This window comes from Streptomyces sp. NPDC006207 (assembly GCF_040613835.1).
Classification (GTDB): Bacteria; Actinomycetota; Actinomycetes; order Streptomycetales; family Streptomycetaceae; genus Actinacidiphila.
The window spans coordinates 17,861-40,083 of record NZ_JBEXSX010000020.1 but is presented as its reverse complement, the minus strand read 5'-3'; the positions used below and the strand labels follow the sequence as shown (position 1 = coordinate 40,083).

Annotated in this window: 18 protein-coding genes; 15 read left to right on the top strand and 3 right to left on the bottom strand. The window is 72.7% G+C overall.

Going from position 1 to position 22,223, the window contains the following annotated elements:
• The first annotated feature begins 383 nt into the window (after nucleotides 1–383).
• The 13 genes from ABZ312_RS18025 (at nucleotide 384) to ABZ312_RS17965 (ending at nucleotide 18,429) form a co-directional block, all read left to right on the top strand.
• Nucleotides 384–752, top strand: a complete 369-nt coding sequence (locus ABZ312_RS18025) for a DUF485 domain-containing protein (RefSeq protein WP_500323779.1) — start codon at nucleotides 384–386, stop codon at nucleotides 750–752.
• A complete protein-coding gene (locus ABZ312_RS18020; protein WP_500438149.1) occupies nucleotides 749–2,374 on the top strand; it encodes a sodium/solute symporter in 1,626 nt (541 codons plus the stop codon). Before ABZ312_RS18025 ends, ABZ312_RS18020 begins: the two co-directional genes overlap by 4 nt.
• 260 nt (nucleotides 2,375–2,634) lie before the next feature.
• Nucleotides 2,635–3,474: an ABC transporter ATP-binding protein gene (locus ABZ312_RS18015; protein ID WP_500323778.1), complete on the top strand. Its 840-nt coding sequence runs from the start codon at nucleotides 2,635–2,637 to the stop codon at nucleotides 3,472–3,474.
• The gene (locus tag ABZ312_RS18010) at nucleotides 3,467–4,183 is read left to right on the top strand and encodes an ABC transporter ATP-binding protein (RefSeq protein WP_500323777.1); all 717 of its coding nucleotides are present in this window, start codon (nucleotides 3,467–3,469) and stop codon (nucleotides 4,181–4,183) included. Before ABZ312_RS18015 ends, ABZ312_RS18010 begins: the two co-directional genes overlap by 8 nt.
• Nucleotides 4,184–4,213: 30 nt before the next feature.
• Nucleotides 4,214–5,059 carry a branched-chain amino acid ABC transporter permease gene (locus tag ABZ312_RS18005; RefSeq protein WP_500323776.1) on the top strand — a complete coding sequence of 282 codons (846 nt, stop codon included), beginning with the start codon at nucleotides 4,214–4,216 and terminating at the stop codon, nucleotides 5,057–5,059.
• A gap of 7 nt (nucleotides 5,060–5,066) precedes the next feature.
• The gene (locus tag ABZ312_RS18000) at nucleotides 5,067–6,158 is read left to right on the top strand and encodes a branched-chain amino acid ABC transporter permease (RefSeq protein WP_500323775.1); all 1,092 of its coding nucleotides are present in this window, start codon (nucleotides 5,067–5,069) and stop codon (nucleotides 6,156–6,158) included.
• Between the two features lie 88 nt (nucleotides 6,159–6,246).
• On the top strand, nucleotides 6,247–7,563 hold the full coding sequence (locus ABZ312_RS17995; protein ID WP_500438147.1) for an ABC transporter substrate-binding protein: 1,317 nt from the start codon (nucleotides 6,247–6,249) through the stop codon (nucleotides 7,561–7,563).
• 79 nt (nucleotides 7,564–7,642) lie between these two features.
• Complete coding sequence (locus tag ABZ312_RS17990) at nucleotides 7,643–8,341, top strand: TetR family transcriptional regulator (RefSeq protein ID WP_500359798.1); 699 nt, start codon at nucleotides 7,643–7,645, stop codon at nucleotides 8,339–8,341.
• A 416-nt stretch (nucleotides 8,342–8,757) separates the two neighbouring features.
• Nucleotides 8,758–8,985: a type A2 lantipeptide gene (locus ABZ312_RS17985; protein ID WP_500323772.1), complete on the top strand. Its 228-nt coding sequence runs from the start codon at nucleotides 8,758–8,760 to the stop codon at nucleotides 8,983–8,985.
• 104 nt (nucleotides 8,986–9,089) lie between these two features.
• A complete protein-coding gene (locus tag ABZ312_RS17980) occupies nucleotides 9,090–9,896 on the top strand; it encodes a hypothetical protein (protein WP_500359799.1) in 807 nt (268 codons plus the stop codon).
• Complete coding sequence (locus ABZ312_RS17975; RefSeq protein ID WP_500438146.1) at nucleotides 9,893–12,148, top strand: NHLP family bacteriocin export ABC transporter peptidase/permease/ATPase subunit; 2,256 nt, start codon at nucleotides 9,893–9,895, stop codon at nucleotides 12,146–12,148. Before ABZ312_RS17980 ends, ABZ312_RS17975 begins: the two co-directional genes overlap by 4 nt.
• A 1-nt stretch (nucleotide 12,149) precedes the next feature.
• Nucleotides 12,150–15,014: an NHLP bacteriocin export ABC transporter permease/ATPase subunit gene (locus ABZ312_RS17970; protein ID WP_500323769.1), complete on the top strand. Its 2,865-nt coding sequence runs from the start codon at nucleotides 12,150–12,152 to the stop codon at nucleotides 15,012–15,014.
• Between the two features lie 508 nt (nucleotides 15,015–15,522).
• The gene (locus ABZ312_RS17965) at nucleotides 15,523–18,429 is read left to right on the top strand and encodes a S8 family serine peptidase (RefSeq protein WP_500323768.1); all 2,907 of its coding nucleotides are present in this window, start codon (nucleotides 15,523–15,525) and stop codon (nucleotides 18,427–18,429) included.
• Nucleotides 18,430–18,536: 107 nt separating this feature from the next.
• On the opposite strand, the gene ABZ312_RS17960 is transcribed toward ABZ312_RS17965, so the two are convergent.
• Nucleotides 18,537–19,061, bottom strand: a complete 525-nt coding sequence (locus tag ABZ312_RS17960; RefSeq protein ID WP_500323767.1) for a universal stress protein — start codon at nucleotides 19,059–19,061, stop codon at nucleotides 18,537–18,539.
• A 304-nt stretch (nucleotides 19,062–19,365) separates the two neighbouring features.
• Here ABZ312_RS17960 and ABZ312_RS17955 point away from each other — a divergent pair, with 304 nt between their 5' ends.
• Nucleotides 19,366–20,550 (top strand): low temperature requirement protein A, encoded by a 1,185-nt coding sequence (locus tag ABZ312_RS17955; RefSeq protein ID WP_500323766.1) that lies wholly within the window; start codon nucleotides 19,366–19,368, stop codon nucleotides 20,548–20,550.
• Between the two features lie 49 nt (nucleotides 20,551–20,599).
• Nucleotides 20,600–21,007 (top strand): hypothetical protein, encoded by a 408-nt coding sequence (locus ABZ312_RS17950; protein WP_500359804.1) that lies wholly within the window; start codon nucleotides 20,600–20,602, stop codon nucleotides 21,005–21,007.
• 6 nt (nucleotides 21,008–21,013) lie between these two features.
• Here the strand turns inward: ABZ312_RS17950 and ABZ312_RS17945 are convergent, their stop codons facing one another.
• Complete coding sequence (locus ABZ312_RS17945; protein ID WP_500438144.1) at nucleotides 21,014–21,349, bottom strand: hypothetical protein; 336 nt, start codon at nucleotides 21,347–21,349, stop codon at nucleotides 21,014–21,016.
• 49 nt (nucleotides 21,350–21,398) lie between these two features.
• Nucleotides 21,399–21,602, bottom strand: coding sequence for a hypothetical protein (locus tag ABZ312_RS17940; protein WP_500438143.1), 204 nt, complete (start codon nucleotides 21,600–21,602; stop codon nucleotides 21,399–21,401).
• Between the last annotated feature and the right edge of the window lie 621 nt (nucleotides 21,603–22,223).

Below are 22,223 nucleotides of genomic sequence, written 5' to 3'. Positions count from 1 at the left end.
CCGCGAGGTGCCCCTGCCGGTCCGCGCGACGGCCCAGCCGCGGCAACCCCGTCACGCCGGTCCTTCGCCCGCCCGGGCACAGGGCCCCGCGTCGCCACACCGAGAAGCACCCGCGCCCTCACGCGGGCACCACACCATCGCTCCGAACCCGCCCCGCACGCAGGCACGTTGCCGCCTGGCCGGGCGCCGGCAGCGGGTCCGCGAGGGGCCGGTCGGCTTGGTGCTCCAACCGTGACCTGCAGCACCTCTTCCCGACATGCCGACCAGTCGGTATCGTGCGGCCACCCCGGGGCACCGACGCCCAGGGGCGTACCGGTCGAACCTGCCCGTCCCCCCACCGCGCCCGCACACCCTCGCCACGCAAGCCGCTTGGAGACCGCGCGATGACGTACTACGGCGACACCTGGCACCACCGGCAACCACCGCCGCCCGCACCGGCACCACCACCGCGACCACCCGTGCGGCCCGTCGAGCTCAGGCGGCTGCGTTCGGCCTACCGGCTGCTGCGGCGGGTCTCGGCGCTCACCGCGCTCGGCTACTTCCTGGCCTTCCTCCTGCTCTCCGTGCTCGCGCGGGACACGATGGGCACGAGGGTCGCCGGACAGCTGACGCTCGGCACGCTGATGGGGCTGTCGCAGCTCGCCGTCACGTTCGCGGCGATCCGCTGGTACGAGCGCAGCGCGCGGCGGTCGGTGGACCCGCTGGCGCTGCGCGTGCGGCAGCGGGAGACGGCCGACGGGGCCGCCCGGTGAACCGGTTCGCGGCCGCATACGACTCGGGGACGCAGACCGTCGTCCTGCTCTTCTTCACGTTCCTGGTGACCTGCACGCTGCTGCTCAGCGTCTTCGCCGGGCCGGAACGGGACGACCTCGCGGAGTTCTACACGGGCTACCGCACCCTCACCCCGTTCAAGAACGGCCTGGCCATCGCGGGCGACTACATCTCCGCCGCGACCGTCCTCAGCACCACCGGCATCATCGCGCTCTTCGGCTACGACGGCTTCGTGCTGGCGACCAGCACCGGCATGTCGCTGGTGGTGCTGATGTTCCTGCTCGCCGAACCCCTGCGCAACGCGGGGCGGTTCACCATGGGCGACGTCCTCGCCCGTACGATGCGCGGCCGGTCCGTGCGGATCGCCGCCAGCGTGGTCACCCTGGCCGCGTGCCTGCCGTTCCTCATCGTGCAGCTTTCGGGGGCGGGTTCGCTGCTCACCGCCATCCTGGACATCCACCTCGACGGTGCACGCACGGTCTCCATCGCCATGATCGGCACCCTGATGGTCGTCTACGCGGCGATGGGCGGGATGCGGGGCACGGCGCTGATCCAGATCATCAAGATCGTGATGCTGCTGGGCAGCAGCGCCGTGGTCGCCGCGCTCGTCATGAGCCGCTTCGGCTGGAGCGCGGACGCCCTGCTGCGCGCCGCGCAGGCGGGCAGCGGGGCCGGCGAGGCGTACCTGCGGCAGGGCCTGGAGCTGGGGCGGACCACCGAGGGGAAGCTCGACTTCATCGGGCTGCAGCTCACGGTCGTCCTCGGGGTGGCCTGCCTGCCGCACGTGACGATGCGTCTGTACTCGGCGCCCGACGCCCCTGCCGTGCGCCGCTCGATGTCCTGGGCGGTCGGCGCGGTCACCACGTTCTGCCTGCTGGGCACGGTCATGGGGGCGGGCGCGGCCGCCATGGTCGGCGCCCGGCTGATCACGGGGGCCGACCCCGAGGGCCGTACGTCGGTGCTGATGCTGGCCCGGGCGTTCGGGGAGGCCGCGCCGTCGATCGGCGAGACGCTGCTGTACGCCGCCGTCTGCGGGACGGTGTTCGTGACGCTGTTGTCGTCGGTGTCGGGACTTACCCTCGCCGCGGCCTCGTCACTGGCGCACGACCTGTTCGGGCACGCGATGCGCGACGGACGGGCCGCCCCGCGCACCGAACTGGCGGTGGCCCGCTGGGCGGCCGTGGGTGTCGGCGCGGCGGCGGTGGCCCTGGCCGCGCTGGTTCAGGACTGGAACGTCGCCGTCATGACGACGACCGCGCTGGCGATCGGCGCCTCCGCGGTGGCGCCGGCCCTCACGTACTCGTTGTTCTGGCGGGGCTTCGGCCGCACCGGCCTGCTGGCCGCGCTGTACGGCGGCACAGGGTGCGTCCTGCTGCTGACGGTGTTCTCCACGGCGGTGTCCGGCGGTCCCACGGCGCTCTTCCCGGACCGTGACTTCCACTGGTTCCCGCTGCGGACCGCCGGATTGGTGTCCATCCCCTTCGGCTTCCTCGCCGGCTGGCTCGGCAGCCGCTACGACCGGCGGCGCCGCGACGGGACGGCCGCCGAGAGCAGGCGGCGCTACGAGGCGGGCGAGGCACGGCTGCTGGCGGGCGCCGGCTAGTCCAACTCCCCGTCACCGGGGGCTTGTCAGCGCTTCGGACAGGGGTCACCCTCAGTCGGAACCGAATCCGATTCTGATTCGGTCGGGCCGGGAGGAGCCCTCCCGGACGGCAGGCCGCCCCGCCGCCGGAGCGCCGGGCCGACCGCGCGATCCGATCCACGATCCCCGTTCCCCGACCCCCGTTCCCCCGACCCCCGTTCCCCCGACCCCCGCCCCCTCGTCCCGTACCACCCCGCCGAACTCCCAAGGAAGGGTGACTGGTGGAAAGCCTCCTGCGCATCGACGGACTCGAGGTCTCCTTCGGAGGCCTGTCCGCGCTCGATGCGGTGTCCCTGTCGGTCCGGCCGGGCGAAGTGCTCGGCGTCATCGGGCCCAACGGGGCCGGAAAGACGACCCTGTTCAACGCGGTGTGCGGCTTCGTACCCCCGGCCGCCGGGACGCTGCACTGGCAGGACCGGGCACGGCCCTGGCCCCGGCCGCACCAGCTGGCCCGGCTCGGCATCGCCAGGACCCTGCAGGGTCTGGGGCTGTTCCCCCGGCTGACCGTGCTGGAGAACGTCATGGTCGGGGCGACCCGGCACGCGCGGGCGGGCTTCACCTCCGCGCTGCTGGGCCTGCCGCGTTCGGACCGCGACGAGCGGCTGCTGCGCCACCGTTCGCTGGCCGTCCTGCGCGAGCTCGGCGCGGAGGACGCCGCCGGCCGGCTCCCCGGCGAACTCCCCTACGGGGTGCAGAAGCAGGTGGCGCTCGCCCGGGCGCTCGCCGGTGAACCGCGGCTGCTGCTGCTCGACGAACCGGCCTCGGGGCTGTCCGAGGACGGCATGCGCGACCTGGGCGAGGTCATCTCGGGACTGCGCGAACGGATGGCGGTCATCCTCGTCGAGCACCACATGGACCTGGTCATGAGGGTCTGCGACCGGGTCCTCGTCCTGGACTTCGGCAAGGTCATCGCCCACGGCACCCCGGACGAGGTGCGCGACGACCCGCTGGTGACGGAGGCGTACCTCGGCGACGAGGTCACCGCGGGAGCGGCCGCGGCGCCTGCCGACACCGCCGCGCCGGGGGCACCCGGGTCCCGAGAGGAGTCCTCCCGTGCTTGAGGTCCGCGAACTCGTCGTCTCCTACGGCATGGTGCGGGCCCTGGACGAGGTGTCCCTCACCGTGGACCAGGGCAGCATCACCGCCGTGCTCGGGGCCAACGGCGCCGGCAAGACCACGCTGCTGCGCACGGTCAACGGACTCGTCCGGCCGCGCTCCGGCAGCGTCCTGCTCGACGGCACCGACATCTCCCGGCTGCCCGTCGAAGAGGTCGTGCGGCTGGGCCTGTCCCACGTACCCGAGGGCCGTGGGGTCATCACCGAGCTGACCGTCCACGACAACCTCCGGCTGGGCGGGCTGTGGCGGGGCCGGCGCGAGCGCAGGGCGCTGCAGTCCGCCGGCCTGGAGGAGGTCTACGCCCTCTTCCCCGCCCTGGCCGAGCGGCGCGCGCGGCCCGCGGAGACCCTCTCCGGCGGCGAGCGGCAGATGCTCGCCATCGGCAGGGCGCTGATGACCCGGCCGCGGCTGTTGCTGCTCGACGAACCGTCGCTGGGGCTCGCGCCCCGGGTCACCGCCCAGATCCTGGCCGTCCTGCGGGACCTGCGGGAGCGGCAGGGGCTCACCGTGCTCCTGGTGGAGCAGAACGCGCGCAGCGCCCTGTCCGTCGCGGACCACGGCGTCGTGCTGAACCTGGGGCGGGTGGTCGCGGCCGACGCGGCCGCGCGCCTCGCCACTGCGGAAGACCTCCGCCACGCCTACCTGGGGTTCTGAATGTACTTCATCAATCTGACACTGGGCGGGGTGAGCAGCGGCATCGTCTACGCGGCGGTCGCGCTGGCCCTGGTGCTCATCTGGCGGGCGACCCGGATCGTCAACTTCGCCCAGGGCGGCATGCTGATGATCACGACCTTCGTCGCCCTCGGCGTGATCCACGCGACCGGTTCGTACTGGCTCGGCCTGCTGGCCGCCCTCGCCTCGGGGTTCGTCCTGGGGGCGGTCGTGGAACGGGTGCTGGTCCGGCCGGTCGAGAACGGGCCGCCGATGAACGCGGTCATCGTCACGCTCGGACTGCTGCTGTTCCTGCAGGCGGTGGCCGGGATGGTGTGGGGCGGCTCGCCGCGCTCCTTCCCGCCGCTGCTCGGCATCAAGGGCTTCACGGTGGGCGGTGCGAGGCTGCTGCTGTCGCCCTCGGACCTGTTCGTCATCGGGGCCGTGCTCGTGGTGATGGCGTTGCTCGTGCTGCTCTTCCGGGTCACCCCGGTGGGGCTGCGGATGCGGGCGGCGGCGTTCTCCCCCGAGGTGGCCCGGATGTTCGGGGTGCGGGTCGGGCGGGTGCTCACGCTGGGCTGGGCGCTGGCGGGGGCGGTCGGGGCGCTCGCCGGGGTCCTCGTGGCGCCGGCGACGTTCGTCGGGCCCAACCAGTTCGACGCGGTACTGGTGTTCGGCTTCGCCGCAGCCGTCGTCGGGGGGCTGGACAGCCCGCCGGGTGCGGTGGTCGGCGGGCTCGTGGTCGGGCTCACCCTCTCCTACGTCTCGGGGTACCTGGGGTCCGAGGTCGCGCTGCTGGGCGCGCTGGCGGTGTTGATGACGGTGCTGATGATCAGGCCCAACGGCCTGTTCTCGCGGACCTCCGTGCGACGGGTGTGAGGGGCTCATGACCGAGACGACCGACACGAAGGACCTGCGGTCCCCGCTCGGGGGCCCGGCCGCGACCGGCCTGAGCGCCCGGCTGAGGGGTCCGATGGACCGCACCGCGGTGCGGCACCTGGTGCCCGCGCTGCTCGGGCTGCTGGTGGTCTGCGCCGTCAGCGCCCTGCTGTCGCCGTACCAGAACCTGGAGGTCGCCGGCGTCGCCACCTATGTGTGCGCGGTCGCCGGGCTGACCGTCCTGACCGGGACCAACGGCCAGATCTCGCTGGGGCACGGCGCGCTGATGGCGGTCGGCGCCTACGGGACCGGTCTGTTCCTCACCGAACTGGGGTGGTCGCTGGCCGTCTCGCTGCTGGCGGGCACGGCGGTGACGGCCGCCCTGGGCGCGCTGGTGGGCGCCGCGGCGGCGCGGCTGCAGGGCCCGTACCTCGCGGGCGCGACCCTCACCCTGGCCGTCGGGCTGCCGGCGCTCGCGAACTACCGTCATCTGACCGATCTGCTGGGCGGCGAGAACGGGCTCGTGGTGGCCTCGCCCCCGCCGCCCGAGGCACTGGGCCCGTACTTCCCGCTGGAGCGCTGGCAGGCCTGGGTCTGCGTGCTGTGCGCGGTGGTCGTGCTGGTGCTCCTCGCCGACCTCGGGCGCAGCCGCGTCGGCCGGTCGTGGCGGGCGATCCGGGACGACGAGGTCTCCGCGGCGCTGGCCGGCATCCACGTGGCGCGCCTGCGGGTGCTCGCCTTCGTGGTCAGCGCGGCCTGCGCGGGGCTGGGCGGCGGGCTCCTCGCGGTGGTCAGCTCGCTGGCCGCGCCCGGGGCGTTCCCGCTGGCGCTCTCCCTGTCCCTGCTGACGGCGGCGGTGCTCGGCGGGCTCGGCAGCCTGGCGGGCGCCGTGTACGGCTCGGTGCTCCTGGTCCTGCTGCCCAACTGGACGGGCGACGTGGCGGACGCCCTGCACCTGTCCCGGGGCTTCTACGCGAACCTGCCGCTCGCCCTGTACGGCCTCGCCCTCGTCCTGTCGATGCTCCTGTTCCCGCAGGGGATCCACGGGGCCCTCATCCGTCTGGTCCGGCGGCTCCGAACGCGGGGCTCCGGTACCTGACCGCCGGTATCCCGTTCCCCCGGCCACCGGCACGTCACCTGAAATCCGTCCAACACCCACCGAATCCGATTCGGTTCCAGGAGGGGTCATGAGAAGAAGTCACCGACACGGCCTGCGCCTTCGCGGCGGCGCCGCGCTGGCCGTGCTGGCCTTGGTGCTCACCGCCTGTTCCGACGGCTCCGGCAGCGGTTCCGCCGCGCCGGGCGTCACCAAGGACAGCATCGTCATCGGCAGCCACCAGCCGCTCACCGGCCCGGCGGCGCCGGGGTACAGCAACGTCTCGGCGGGCGCGAAGGCGTACTTCGACCACGTCAACGCCAAGGGCGGGGTCAACGGCCGGAAGATCGAGTTCAAGTACAAGGACGACGCGTACAACCCGACCCAGACGGTGAAGGTCACCAAGGAACTCGTCCTGGAGGACAAGATCTTCGCGATGGTGGGCGGTCTCGGCACGCCGACCCACACCAAGGTGGTCGACTACCTCAACAGCCGCCGCGTGCCGGACCTGTTCGTCTCCTCCGGCTGCCGCTGCTGGGACGAGCCCGACAAGCACCCGCAGACCTTCGGCTGGCAGCCGGACTACCTCGTCGAGGGCAAGATCCTCGGCCAGTACATCAAGGAGAACTTCGTCGGCAAGAAGGTCGCCTACTTCTACCAGGGCGACGACTTCGGCAAGGACGGCGTCGAGGGCCTGGACCAGTACATCCCCAAGGAGTCGGTGGTCAGCCGGCAGAGCTACCAGCCCGGCGGCACCGACATCGCCCCGCAGGTCACGGCCATCGCCCAGTCCAAGGCGGACGTGGTGGTGCTGTTCACCATCCCGACGTACACCGCGCTGTTCAAGCTCACCTCGCTCAAGCTCCAGTACAACCCGCAGATGGTGGTGACCAACGTCGGTTCCGACCCGACCACCCTGGCGGGCCTGCTGGAGTCCTTCGCGAAGCAGGCGGGCGGCACGGCCGACCCCGCCGCGCTGATGAACGGCATCATCACCGACACCTACATGCCGCCGACGACCGACACGTCCAACAGCTGGATCAAGCTGTTCCGCGAGGTCCACGACAAGTACATCCCCAAGCTGCCCTTCGACGGCAACGTCGAGTTCGGGATGTCCATGGCCTACACCTTCGTCCAGGCACTGCAGGGCGCCGGGGAGAACCCGACGCGGGAGTCGCTGGTGAAGGCCGTGGAGAAGGGCGGCTTCACCGGGCCCGGACTGGTGCCGTTCCGGTTCAGCGCGGACTCGCACGCGGGCTACACCGGGGTCCAGATCGGCATCCTGAAGGGCAGCACCGAGGTCACCCTGCAGGGCACGCCGCTGGTGACGGACGACGAGCAGGGCGCCATCACGCCGTACACCACGGCACAGCCGCAGGCCCCGGCCGACGGCATCCCGGCGTCCTGAGGGGCGAGGGGTAGTGTGCTGCCCCGCCAGGCAGTGGGTCCACGGCGCGACGCGACCGTGACGGACGGAAGGTCCCGGGATGGGCGACAGACGCGGTGACGAGCTGCTCATCGGCGATCCCGCGGACCTCCCCACCACCGGTGGGGCGTCCGGGCCGGCCCCGGCCCGGACGCCCGGCCGGGCGGCGACCACCCGGCAGGCGCTGCTCACGGCGGCCCGCGAGGTCTTCGGGGAGTCGGGGTACGCGGCGGCCGGCATCGCCGAGGTGGTCCGCCGCGCGGACGCCAGCGTCGGCGGGCTCTACCACCACTTCGACGGCAAGGTGGACCTCTTCCTGGCCCTGTGGGAGGAGTTCCGCACCGCCCAGGTCCACACCACGGCCCGCGCGGTGGCCCGGCTCCGCGAGAGCGGGGAGAGCCGGCCCCGCGCGCTCTTCCTCACCGGCACCCGTGCGTACCTGGAGCACACCTGGGCGCGGCGGGAGATGGCCAGGCTCTTCTACACCGGGGACACCCCGCCGGGCTTCGACCTGCTGGGCCGGCAGAACCTCCGGACCTGGATCAGCCACAACGCGACCCTGCTCGGCATCACGCAGGAGCGGCCGGGCGACCGCGCCCTGCTGATCTCGCTCACGACGACGATCGCCGAGATCGGACGGGAACTCGTCGCCTGCGACGACCCGCGCGAGGCCGCCGGCCTCACGGACACCGCCCTGGAACTCATCGGCAGGCTCTGCGACTTCGGCCTGTCGGCCGCCACCGGCGACGCCACCGGCTGAGTCCTTCCGGCCACCGGCCCCGACGCTCCGCGCGCCGTGGATCCGCCCTGGTCACGGGCTCGGCGGAGCGGCTCAAGCGCAGGGCTGAACATTACCTTCGGTAAATCTGCACACCGCACACGCGAGCGACATACGCCCGCACATACGCACGGGACATCCCCCGCCGGTGCGCACGGTTTGATCCGGAGTGCCCGGTTCCGCAGCCCCGACGGGAAGCGCGTCTGTGAAGGAATTGCCACCGGGGCGTGGGAAATACGGTACACCGGTGAAGCCGCGGATCCGAACCAAATTCGAACGCGGCAATCTCCAATTGGCCGTCCCACCTGCCCCCATGCTTGTATCCCGTGCCGTGGCGAAGAGGTTGCCCCCCTGATGATTCGCCACATGAAATGTGTTCACACGAAGGGAAACCCCCCATGGACTTCACCCCCCAGGTTGAGACCCGCGAGATCTCCGACGCGGACCTGGACAACGTCTCCGGCGGTCTCGTGGGCGGCCTCGTGGCCAACGCCACCGGCACCGTCGAGTCGATCGCCCCGGTCGCCGGCACCGTGTCCGGTGTCGTCGGCACCGTCGAGGGCATCTCCGGCGTCAACACCGGCGCCGTGACCGGCCTGGCCACCGGCCTGATCGCGGGTCTCTGAGACTGATGGATCCGCGGGTCCCGGAGGCCTCCCTTCCGGGACCCGCGGACGCCATTGCGGCCTTGTGTCCCAATGGCGAGGGATGCGGCTGAGGGAAGAGTTCCATGCAGTTTCGCCAAAAGGCCCTTGCCAAGCTCCAGTCACCGGAAGAACTCGATCTCCCGGTGCGATTCGCGCGCCCGCAGGGCCGTCTCGTGCTCTCCGTCGCCATTCTCGTGATGGCCGCCGCGAGTTCCTGGGCGGTAAACGGTTCCGTGTCCTCGAAATTGAGCGCACCCGGAATCATCGGCTACGGGCAGGGCAGTTACGTCCTGCAGAGTCCGGTCGCCGGACAGGTCACCCGGGTCCTCGCCGAGGAAGGGGAGCGCCTGCCCGCCGACGCCCCGTTGCTCAGCGTGCGCACCCCGCGCGGCGACACCGTCGTCCGCACCGTGGCCGCGGGCCGGGTCAGCGCCCTGGTGGCCTCCATCGGCACCGTCGTCACCGTCGGCGCGGACGTGGCGACCGTCGAACGCGCCGCCCGCACCGGCGACCCGCTCGTGGCGACCCTCTACGTCCCGGCGACCGGCGCCTCCTCGGTGCCGGTGGGCGCCGCGGTGGACCTCGCCGTCGAGTCCGCGCCCCAGGCCCGGTACGGGGTGCTGCGCGGCCATGTGCGGGCCGTCGGCCGCACCTCGCGCACCACCCGGCAGATCGCCGCCGACCTCGGCGACCCGCAACTCGCCGCGCAACTCACCCGAGCGGGACGCCCGGTGGCCGTCGTCGTGACGCTCGACGCCTCCTCCCGCACTCCGACCGGCTACCGCTGGTCCAAGGGCGACGGCCCCTCGTACGAGCTGGACTCCATGACCCTGGCCACCGGCGCCGTCCACCTGGCCGCACAGCGCCCGATCGATTGGCTGCTCCCTTGACCGCGCCCGCCCGGCCCCAGCAGCGGCCGCTGCCGCCCGCCGGCCGCCGCAGACACCGCCCCGAGCCCGCACGCACCCGCCGGCAGCGGCCGGGCCGCAGGCCCCGGAGCGTCCGCACCCCCACCGTGCTGCAGATGGAGGCCGTGGAGTGCGGCGCGGCCTCCCTGGCGATGGTGCTGGGCCACTACGGCCGGCACGTACCGCTGGAGGAACTGCGCATCGCCTGCGGCGTCTCCCGCGACGGCTCCCGCGCCAGCAACCTGCTGAAGGCGGCCCGCGGCTACGGCCTGCAGGCCAAGGGCATGCAGATGGAGACCGCGGCCCTCGCCGAGGTGCGCGCCCCGGCCGTCCTCTTCTGGGAGTTCAACCACTACGTCGTCTACGACGGCATGGGCCGCCGCCTCGGCCGGCGCGGCGTCCACGTCAACGACCCCGACAAGGGACGGCGGTTCGTGCCCCTGGAGGACTTCGACACCAGCTTCACCGGAGTCGTGCTGACCTTCGAGCCGGGCCAGGACTTCCACCGCGGCGGCCGCAGGCCCGGCGTGCTCGGCGCCCTCCCGGCCCGGCTGCGCGGGACCAGCGGCACCATGCTCGCCGCGCTGGTGGCCAGCCTCCTGCTGGTCGCGGTCGGGGCCGCGCTGCCCGCGCTCAGCCGCACGTACATCGACCTGTTCCTGATCGGCGACCAGACCTCATTGCTGGGCACGCTGTTCGCGTCGATGGCCGCGATGGTGGCGCTCACCGCCGCGCTCACCGCGGTCCAGCAGTCCAACCTGCTGCGCGGCCGCATCATCTCCTCCACCCTCGGCAGCGCCCGCTTCCTGCGCCACCTGCTGCGGCTGCCGGTCACCTTCTTCACCCAGCGCAATCCGGCCGACCTCGTACAGCGCCTGCAGTCCAACGACGCGGTCGCCGAGACCCTCGCCCGCGACCTGGCCGCCGCGGCCGTCGACGGCGTCGTCGTCGTGCTCTACGCGCTGCTGATGTGGACGTACGACCCGCAACTCACCGTCCTCGGGGTGGGGATCGCCCTGCTCAACGCCGTCGCCATGCGCGTGGTGACACGGCTGCGGGCCACCCGGACGCAGAAGCTGCGCGCCGACAGCGCCCGGCTCACCAACACCTCGTACACCGGCCTGCAGTTGATCGAGACGATGAAGGCCACCGGCGGCGAGAACGGCTACTTCCGCCGCTGGGCCGGGCAGCACGCCGCCACGCTGGAGGAGCAGCAGCGCCTCGGCGTGCCCAGCGCCTGGCTGTCGGTCGTCGCCCCGACCCTCGCGACGCTCAACAGCGCGCTCATCCTGTGGATCGGCGGGCTGCGGGCGGTGGAGGGGCACATCTCGATCGGCCTGCTCGTCGCCTTCCAGTCCCTGGTCGTCCGGTTCACCGCGCCCATCACCCGGCTCAACGGCGTCGCCGGCCGCATCCAGGACTTCGCCGCCGACGTGGTGCGGCTCAAGGACGTCGAGAACTTCCCCGTCGACTCGCTGTACGCGCGCCCCGAGTCCGGGGCGAGCACCCGCCGGCTGAAGGGCCACGTCACGCTGGAGGACGTCACCTTCGGCTACAGCCCCCTCGACAAGCCGCTGCTGTCCGGGTTCTCACTGTCCGTCGCGCCCGGCCGCCAGGTCGCGCTCGTCGGCGGCTCCGGCAGCGGCAAGTCCACCGTCTCCCGGCTGATCGCAGGTCTCTACATCCCCTGGGAGGGCACGATCCGCATCGACGGGCAGCGCCTGGAGGACATCCCGCGCGGGTCCCTGGCCGCCTCCGTCTCCTTCGTCGACCAGGACGTCTTCCTCTTCGAGGGCACGGTGCGCGACAACGTCGCGCTGTGGGACCCCTCCATCCCCGACGGGGACGTCGAGGCCGCGCTGCGCGACGCCTGCCTGTACGAGGTCGTCGCCCGCCGCCCCGGCGGCGTCCACAGCCACGTCGAGCAGGACGGCCGCAACTTCTCCGGCGGGCAGCGGCAGCGGCTGGAGATCGCCCGGGCCCTGGTCCGGCGGCCCAGCGTGCTGGTGCTCGACGAGGTGACCAGCGCCCTCGACGCGGAGACCGAGCAGGTCATCATCGACAACCTGCGGCGCCGCGGCTGCGCCTGCGTGGTGATCGCGCACCGGCTCAGCACGGTCCGCGACAGCGACGAGATCGTGGTCCTCGACCACGGCACGGTCGTCGAGCGCGGACGTCACGAGGAGCTGATAGCGGCGGGCGGCGCGTACGCCGCCCTGGTCAAGGAGCACTGAGGTGATCCCCGTACAGCCCGGCACCGCCGCCGGCGATCCGGTCCTGACCGCCCTCGGCGGGCTCGGCGGCCCCGTCGACTGCACCGGCCTGCGCAGCCTGCCCCTGGAGGGCCCGCACGTGCTGTGGCTCGTGGTGGCCGGCGCCCTCGACCTGTTCGCGGTCGACGCCGCCCAGCAGGGCCACTGGCACTACCTGGGCCGCCTGGAACCCGGCACCCTCCTCCTCGGCCCGGTCGAGGGGCCCCGGCACACCCTCGTCGGACGCCCGCTGCAGGGCTGCTTCCTGCGCCGCGTCCCGCTGCGCGAGCTGTATCGGCCGCCCCACCCGCACCACACGGCGCACGGCGACGGCTGGGCGCAGCAGGGCCCGTACGGCGCCGGCCACGACACCCAGGAGCTCGCCCTCAGCCTCCTCGAGCACGCCTTCGCACTCGGTGTCGGGCGCAGCCAGCGGGTGCTCTACGAGGCCCCGCTGACCGGCCGCACCACGGACGGCGAGCACGTCGCCGACGACGACATCCTGTGGCTGCCGGTCCTGCCGGGCAGCGTGCAGTACGGCGCCGCGTACTCCGCGGAGGCGGCGGGCGACCTGCTCCTCGACGGCGCGATGTGGCAGAGCATGGTCAACCAGCAGTACCGGCTGCTGTCGACGCTGGACGGCTGGATCGAGGGCCTGGAGCGCGCCCACGAGGACCGCACGGCCGCGGGCATCAGGGCCGGGGAGGCCGTCCGCGAGCAGGCCGACCGCGATCTGCTGGCCTCCATCGCCACCTCCCGCAAGGCCCCCGCGCGTACCGCCGAGGCCTCCGACGACACGACGTACGCCGTCTGCCGGCAGGTCGCCGAGGCCGCCGGGATCACCCTCACCCCGCCGTCGCGCAGCGGCGCGGTCAGCGACCGCATGGACCCGGTCGAGCGGGTCGCCGTCACCTCCGGCATCCGCACCCGCCCGGTACGCCTCGACGGCGCCTGGTGGCGGGAGAACACCGGCCCCCTGGTCGGCCGGCGCGCCGCGTCCGGCGCGCCGGTGGCCCTGCTGTGGCGGCGCGGCGGCTACGAGGCGGTGGGGCCCGGCGGCAGCAGCCGCGTGCGGGTCGCCGACCACAACGCGGAGGACTTCGATGAGCGCGCGGTCATGCTCTACCGGCCGCTCCCCGAACGGGGCACCGGGCTGACGCGGCTGCTGCGCTTCAGCCTTCGGGGCTCGGCGGGCGATCTGCGCAACCTCGTCCTGAGCAGTCTGGTCACCGTGGGCCTCGGTGCGTTCGTGCCCATCGCGACCGGGCAGGTGCTGGGCACGTACGTACCCGACGCGGAGACCGGGCTGATCGTCCAGGCCGCCCTGGCCGTCGTCGTCACCGGCCTGGTCTGCGCCGTCTTCATGCTGATGCAGAACCTCACCGTGCTGCGCATCGAGGGCCGCATCGAGGCCACCTTGCAGCCCGCCGTGTGGGACCGTCTGCTGCGCCTGCCGACCGGGTTCTTCGCCGGCCGCTCGACCGGCGAGCTCGCCAGTGCCGCGATGGGCATCAGCGCCATCCGCCGGGTGCTCGCCGGGGTGGGCCCGGTCGCCGTCCAGGCGACGACGGTCGGCGCGATGAACCTCGTCCTCCTGCTCCTGTACAGCGTCCCGCTCGCGCTCGCCGCCCTCGGCATGCTCGTCGTCATCGGGGCCCTGCTCCTCGGCCTCGGGCTGTGGGAACTGCGCTGGCAGCGACGGCTGGTGGTGCTCGGCAACAAGCTGAACAACGAGGCCTTCCAGACCCTGCGCGGCCTGCCCAAGCTCCGCGTCGCCGCCGCCGAGAGCTTCGCCTACGCCGCCTGGGCCCGCCGCTTCGCCCGCAGCCGCGAACTCCAGCAGCGCGCGGGCCGCATCAAGAACATCACCACCGTGCTCAACGCGGTCTACCTGCCGCTGTGCTCCCTCATCATGTTCATGCTGCTGGCCGGCCCGGCCCGGGGCTCGCTGTCCGCGTCCGGCTTCCTCACCTTCAGCACCGCCATGACGATGCTGCTGACCTCGGTCACCCAGCTCACCGGGGCGCTGCTGTCGGCCGCGGCGGTGCTGCCGATGTACGAGCAGGTCAAACCGATCCTCGACGAGACCCCCGAGGTGCGCGGCGGCAGCACCCAGCCGGGCGTCCTGTCCGGCGCGATCGAGGCCCGCAACCTCTCCTTCCGCTACTCCGGCGACGGCCCGCTCGTCCTCGACGACGTCTCCCTGCGGGTCGGGCCCGGCGAGTTCGTGGCGATCGTCGGCCCCAGCGGCTGCGGCAAGTCCACCCTGCTGCGCCTGCTCATCGGCTTCGACCGACCCGCGTCCGGCAGCGTCCTCTACGACGGCCAGGACCTGGCCGCGCTCGACCAGGGCGCGGTCCGCCGGCAGTGCGGCGTGGTGCTGCAGAACGCCCAGCCGTTCACCGGCTCGATCCTCGACTGCATCTGCGGCGCCGAGGTCCACACCCAGGAGGAGGCGATGGAGGCCGCCGCCATGGCCGGTCTCGCCGAGGACATCAAGCGCATGCCCATGGGCCTGCACACCATGATCGCGGGCGGCAGCACCATCTCCGGCGGCCAGCGCCAGCGCCTGATGATCGCCCAGGCCCTGATCCGGCGGCCCCGCATCCTCTTCCTCGACGAGGCCACCAGCGCCCTCGACAACGAGACCCAGCGCACCGTCATCGACAGCACCCGGCGGCTGCGCGCCAGCCGTGTCGTGATCGCCCACCGGCTCTCCACCGTCATGGACGCCGACCGCGTCGTCGTCATGGAGGACGGCCGCGTCGTCGAGGAGGGCCGCCCCTCCGACCTGCTGGCGGACCCCGGCGGCCGGCTGCACGAGCTGGTCCGGCGTCAGATGAGCTAGATCAGGCGCTCTGCTGGTTCACTCGGTCACCCGTGAAGGTGCTCGCGGTGTCGGCATCCCGACACCTGTCTGCAAAACGACAGGCAGTTGGGTGCGGACGTCGCTCAGGGCCGCGGCAACGTGCCGCCTCCCGGGAACCCCGCGATCAGCACCCAGGAGCGCGGACCGAACCGCCACCACCCGTATCCGAGTTCGCGCTGCTCAGGGCTTTGCGAGGCTCGGTCACCCGCACTTCGGCGAGCGACCGGGCGCCGTTCCCGTCGCGGGGAACCCACCGCGCCCGCGGCGGTGAAATGCCCCCAACAGGCGGGCGTGGCAACGCCGGGCGGGACGGATCGTCATTCGAACGTGATCTTCTCGTAATCGGTCGGAGGTTGGGTGTGACGGACATTCACACCGTTCACTTCATGGGAGGAGACTCGTGGTCACGAGCGCGAGCCTTCGACGACGACGACGCCGCATCGTCGCGGCGTCGGCAATCACCGTTTTCGCCACCATATTCAGCGGCTTGGGGAACATCGGGCCGGCCGCGGCACAGACCGGCGCTCCGCTGCCGGACCTGAGGCTGGGCCAGTACGACCACTCCCGAGCCGCCCTCACGGGCGGTGGCGCCCTGCACACCGCCGCGCAGCCCGGCACCATCAAGGGGCAGTACGTCGTGCGGCTGCGGGAAGCGCCCGTCACTTCGTACACGGGCGGCGTCAAGGGCCTCGCGGCGACGAGGCCGGTGGCCGGGCAGGAACTCCAGCCCCATTCGGCCGCGGCCGAGAAGTACCGGCAGCACCTGGGCGAAGCGCAGCGTGACGTACTCGGCGACTTCGGTGTGCGGGCTCAGCGGACCTACACGACCGCCTTCAACGGCTTCGCCGTCAAACTGACCGGCGCGCAGGCCGGCAAGCTGTCCAAGGACCCGCGCGTCGCGGCGGTCACCCCGGCCCGTCTCGTGAAGGCCGACGCGGCGACGACCGGGACAACGCAGGCGGCGCAGCCCCCGGCACAGGCGCCGACGGGTAGGGCTCCGCAGACCGCGACGCAGACCAAGCCGGCTCACGGCTCCGATGTGGTCATCGGCGTGATCGACACCGGCATCTGGCCGGAGAGCGCCTCCTTCGCTGCCACCATGCCGCGGCCGGCGGGCTGGCACGGCACCTGCCAGACCGGTGAGGGCTTCCCCGCCGGCGCCTGCAACGGCAAGATCGTCGGCGCCCGGTACTTCGCCGACGGGTGGCTCAGCGCCTACGGCTCGCTCCCCGACGGGGAGACCCTCTCGGCGCGAGACATGAACGGACACGGCACCCACACCGCCTCCACCGCGGCGGGTCTTCCCGTCAAGCACGCGATGGTCCTCGGGCATGACTACGGCGCGATCTCCGGAGTGGCGCCCGACGCGCGGATCGCCGTGTACAAGGCCCTTTGGGGCGGCTCGGGCACGGACGCAGACATCATCGCGGCGATCGACGCGGCCGTGGCCGACGGTGTCCAGGTCATCAACTACTCGATCGGCAACTCGATGGGCGACTACCAGCCCAACAGCCCGATCGGGGACGCCTTCCTCAACGCCTACCTCGCCGGCGTCTTCGTCGCCGCGGCGGCCGGCAACGACGGCATGTCCGGAATGGTCAGCAACGCCGAACCGTGGGTGACCACGGTGGGCGCGACGGTGGAGCGTTCCCACGAGGCGACCGTGCGGCTCGGCGACGGCACCCGCATCGTCGGCACGTCGATGGACCAGCTGCCGTCCCGTCGCAGCACCCCCATCGTCTTCGCCGACCAGGCCGGATCGCTCGACGACGGCGCGCAGTACTGCTGGTCCGGAAGTCTCGACCCCGCCAAGGTCAAGGGCAAGATCGTGGCCTGCGACTTCATCGACCCCGTCGACGCGGTGGCGACGGTCAAGGCCGCCGGCGGTGTCGGCGTGGTGCTGTTCCAGTCGACCGGCAACACCCGGCTCAACGTGATCTACGACTTCCCGACCGTCTACCTATGGAGCGCCGAACAGGCGGGCAAGCTCTTCAACTACCTGTGGGCGCACCGTACGGACGGGACCGCGTCGCTGGTCGAGGGCGGCGACGGCAGCAGCCTCGTGGGACTGCCGAGCGTGGCCGGCCTCTCGTCGTACGGCCCCGACCAGGTCCACACCGGACTGCAGAAGCCCGACCTCGTCGCGGACGGCATCGACGTGGTGGCGGCGGTGTCGCCGATGGACGGCGGGCGTCTCTTCGACGCGTACTCGGGTACCTCCATGGCGGCCCCGCACGTGGCCGGCATGGCCGCGCTGCTGCGCACCCGGCACCCGAAGTGGTCGCCCGGCGCGACCGCCTCGGCCCTGCGCACCACCGCCACCGACACCAAGGGCACGGCCAGCCCGCTGCAGCAGGGCTCCGGCATGCCCCGTACCTCGTCCGCCGACGACCCGGGCCTGGTGATCGAGCCTTCCGCAGCCGAACTGACCGCCTTCGCTTCCGCGGCGACTCCGGACGGCAAGGAGATCAACCTGCCCTCGATCGCGCTGCGCGAGTACGACGGGACGAAGCCGGTGCGCCTCACGCGTCGGCTGACCAACGTCGGCACGCGAACCGAGACGTACACGGCGCGCGTCGAGGGACTGGCCGGTATGAAGGTGACGGTCAGCCCCCGGACGATCTCGGTGAAGCCCGGTGCCACCGCCACGGTGACCATCACCCTGGAGCGCGGCACCGCGACCTGGGACCGCTACACCACCGGCTCACTGGTCTTCAGCAGCGCCAAGCACCGCGTGCGCCTGACGGTCGCCGGCCGTCCGTGGGGCTTCACGCCGCGGCCGTACGACGACACGGGAATCGAGTTCGGCCGCACCGGCGGCCAGGGCCAAGGCTTCCTGGAACCGGGCTTCACCGGCCCGCTGGCCGGCCGCACCACCGGGTACACCCCCGTGACCTGGACGGACAAGAAGCTCACGACCTCCGTCAGCGGCGGCGTCTTCTCCCCCGGCGGGGTGGGCACCCAAGGCACGAAGATCACCGTGCCGCGCGGCGCGGCCGGACTCGTCGTGCAGACGGCCTCGGACGACCCCAACACCAATCTCGACCTGTACCTCTACAAGGACGGCAAGCTGGTCGACCGGAGCTGGGCGTCGTGGCACAGCAACGAGCGCAGCGTCCGGTTCTTCCCCGAACCCGGCGTCTACACCGCCTACGTGCACGCCCAGACGGCCACGTCACCCGACATTCCCTACCGGCTCGGGGTGACCGTCATCCCTGAGAAGGCCGACCGGCGCAACGCCACCTTGACCACACCGTCCGCGGTGCAGCGGGGCGGGAACGCGCAGGTGACACTGAACCCCGTGGGTCCGCAGCCCGACGTCGAGCAGTGGGCGTACACCGAGTTCCGCACCGGCCGAACCGTCGTACCCGGCCTGCTGATCAGTTCCCGCTGACCGCAGACCGAGGTGCCGACCGTTCCATGCCGAGCCGGGGGCCGGCCTTCCCGAAGGAAGGCCGGCCCCCGGCCGGGCGGCCGCGCAGAGGGTTCCGGGGGCCGCCGTCAGGGGACGACGATGACCGGCCGCTGGGCGCTGCGCGCCAGCCGGTCGGAGATCGGGCGGAAGAGCCGGATGCCGGCCCCGCGCCTGCGGCCGACGATGATGGCGTTCGCCCGGTACTTTCGGCCGGCCTTCTCCAGCTCCTGCGCGACGGCGCCCCTGCGGTGGATGAGCGTCCACGGCAGCCCCGACAGATGGTCCTCGCAGGCGAGCTGCCCCAGCAGCGTGTGCGTGCCGCCGGCGTGCGGCCCGCAGCCGCCACCCGGGTTCTCGTAGCCGAGCAGCGACGCGACGGGGTTCTCCTTCGCGACGTGGACGATGAGGAGCGCCGCGCCGGTGCGCCGCGCCATTCCGGCCGCGTACGACAGCGCCCGCCTGCTGGGGGCTGAGCCGCTGTACCCGACGAGCACCCCGTACTTGTCGACGCTCGTACGACTGGCGCCCGTCGCGGGAGCCGGTTCCCCGGCGGTGGACGACCGCGCCAGGGGATCGTCGCCGACAGGTTCGGGAACGCCATGGCCTGCCATGAGAAACCTTTCGGGGGTGAACGGGAGACGGCCTCGGGAACCGGAGGCGGTCACGCGAGGACGACCGGGCATCCACCGCTTCCGACCGGCGCCGCCCGCGAAGTGTGACAACCCCGGCACCGCGGGACGGGGCGGCGCGCCCGGTGACGCCCCGTTCCCCGGGGTGTGTCACACGCGCGCAGGACGTCCGGTCTCAGTGGAGGAAGCAGAGCCCTGTCCCCGGGAATGTGAGGAAGCGTGCCGTGAGCGAGGAAGCGGTTCCCGGACGGCGCGGCACGGCGTGCGCTGCGGGGACGGGAGCGGCGTGAGCGCGCCGCAGAACACCGCCACGGCGTGGCGGCGGCGGATGGTCGCCCGCGTCGCCGACGAGAAGCACCGCACCGCCACCGCGCTGGAGCTCTTCTTCGACCTCTGCTTCGTGGTGGCCGTCGCGCAGACGTCCGCCGCGTTCGAGGAGGAACTGGCCGGAGGGCACGTCGGGCGCGGTGTCCTCGGCTACGCGCTGGTGTTCTTCGCGATCTGGTGGGCGTGGATGAACTTCACCTGGTTCGCCTCCGCCTACGACACGGACGACGTCCCGTACCGCCTGCTCACCGTCGTGCAGATCAGCGGCGCCCTCGTCATGTCCGCGGGCACGGCGGCCGCCCTGCAGCACGGCGACTACACCGTCATCACCTGGGGCTACGTCGTCATGCGGCTCGCCATGGTCAGCCAGTGGCTGCGGGCCGCCGGCTCCGACCCCGAGCGGCGCCGGTGCTGTCTGCGGTACGCCGCGGGGATCCTGGTGGTGCAGACCGGCTGGCTGGCGCACCTGGTGGTGCCGGGCGACATCCGCCTCCCGGCGCACGCCGTACTCGCCCTGGCCGAACTCGCCGTTCCCGTGTGGGCCGAGCGGGCGGCCCACACCACCTGGCACCCGCGCCACATCGCCGAGCGCTTTGGCCTGTTCACCCTCATCGTGCTGGGCGAGTCCATCACGGCCGCCGCCGGGGCGGTACGTACCGCCCTCGACACCGACGCCACGTTCGGCGACATCGCCACGCTGGTGCTGGGCGGCACCCTCACCGTCTGCGCCCTGTGGTGGCTGTACTTCGCCCAGAATGCCTCCCGCCGCCTCAACAGCTTCACCACGGCCACGTTGTGGGGCTACGGCCACTACGCGGTCTTCGCCTGCGCCGCGGCGGTGGGTGCCGGACTCGCCGTCAACGTCGCCCAGGCGACCGGGCACGGCCATCTGGGCGCCCACGGCGCGGCGGCCGCCTACACGGTGCCCGTCGCCGGGTTCGTCCTGTCCGTGTGGCTCCTGCACCGCCGGACCGCCGTGCACCCCACCGCGCCCGACGTGGTGCACGCGCTCGCCGCGGCGGCGATCCTCGCCGCCACGTTCACCCCTGCCCCGGTCCTCGTGACGGGCGTCGCGGCCGCGCTCCTGGTCGCCGCGACCTGCGTCCCGGTCGGGCGCGGCAGCCCGCGGGCGGCGGCGCCCTGAACGGGCGGCGCCGACGGAACCCACCCTGCGGCAACCACGTCCAACCGCCATGACCACCAGGCACTTCGCACGCACCGCCGCCCTCGCGGCCGCTGCCGCCGCCCTCGCCGCCGCCCTCGCGGGCTGCGCCGACCGGGACGCCCCCCGCGTGGCGCTCCCCACTGCCCCTGCTCCGTCCGTCCGGTTCCCGACCGCCCCGGCCCCGACCTCCATCCCCTACGAGCTGTACACCCACTGCGGGATCGACGAGGCCCTCATCGGCTCGACGTACTTCGAGGCGGAGACCCCGCTCTCCGGCGGCGCCTTCAACCCCCCGCCGGACTGGGACAACCCCACGCAGCGGGGCACGATGACGCTGCTGTCACCGACGTCGGCGGTCTTCACCGACTCCGCGGGCCACGAGGTGCGCTTCCGCGCACGGGTGGGGGCGGACGACTTCAAGCGCGTGTGCCAGTAGCGGCCGTCATCGCACGGCCCAGGTCGCGAAGATGTGGAGCGCCGCCTCGATCCGGGCCCTCTCGCCCTCGCCGGGCTCGCCCGCGAACCGCACGAACACCACGGAGGAACCGGGGTCGCCCGCGACGAGCAGCGTCAGCGGCACACGGCCCGACAGCGGGTACGCGTACCAGCCGTCGTGCCGCTCGACGTCCGTCGGCGGGAGGGCCGCGTCGATCGCCTGCCAGTCCCGGTCGTCGAACCCGTACCCCGTGAAGTGCGCCACCGACTCGCACAGGGGCCGCAGGTTGGTCTCGATGACCCAGCTCCCGGTGAAGACCCGGTCGTTGTCCCCAGTGGTCAACTCTCGTCCCCCCGCGCCCAGGTTCTGAGGGGATCATGATAGGTCGGGCTCAGCAGTAGGAGTTCCAGCTCTGGGGGCGGTAGGAGTCCCATTGGTTCCGGCAGCGCGGGCGTGAGCGGGCGTCGTGGCGTTCGTCGTCCCGGCCGTCGCGGTAACCGCGCCGGTACCGGTCGCCCGCCAGTGGGGTGAGGGTGCCCACGGCCCGCGCCTGGACCGTGCCCGCCGTGACATGGCCGGCGGTCGCGGCCCGCATGACCCTCACCGAGGACCAGCCGCTCGCTGCCGTGAGGACCGAGCATCACCCATTCGGCTACCGAGCGTGCCTGAGTCGCCACGCTGGGCGATTCTTGCGTTGGGTTCGCTGCTGCCCATGACAGCGCCGCTCCCTGGAAACGGGGTCGGCCGCGATCGCGAACCCCTCCCTGGAGGTGACGTGTTGTCCCGAATAGCCGAGCCTCAGGCGTCTACACGGCGGCGCCAAGGCCGTATGCGGGCGTGGACGGTGGCCGCGAGCGTGGCCCTGGCGTCCTGCGCAGTGACGGGTGCGGCGTATGCGGACGGTGGCCACGCTGACGTCGCGAAACCCGGCGCCCAGAACAGTTCCGGCGACCCGTGCTTCTTCATCCCGGGGCTTCCCGGATACTGCTCCGGCCACCACGGCCGCCCTGGTCGCCCCGGTCCGCCTGGACCTCCCGGCCCGCAGGGCCCCGCCGGGCCGCAGGGCCCCGCCGGGCCTCAAGGGCCGAAGGGCGATCCCGGCCAGCAAGGGCCGGTGGGTCCCGCCGGGCCTCAAGGGCCGAAGGGCGATCCCGGCCAGCAAGGGCCGGTGGGTCCCGCCGGGCCTCAAGGGCCGAAGGGCGATCCCGGCCAGCAT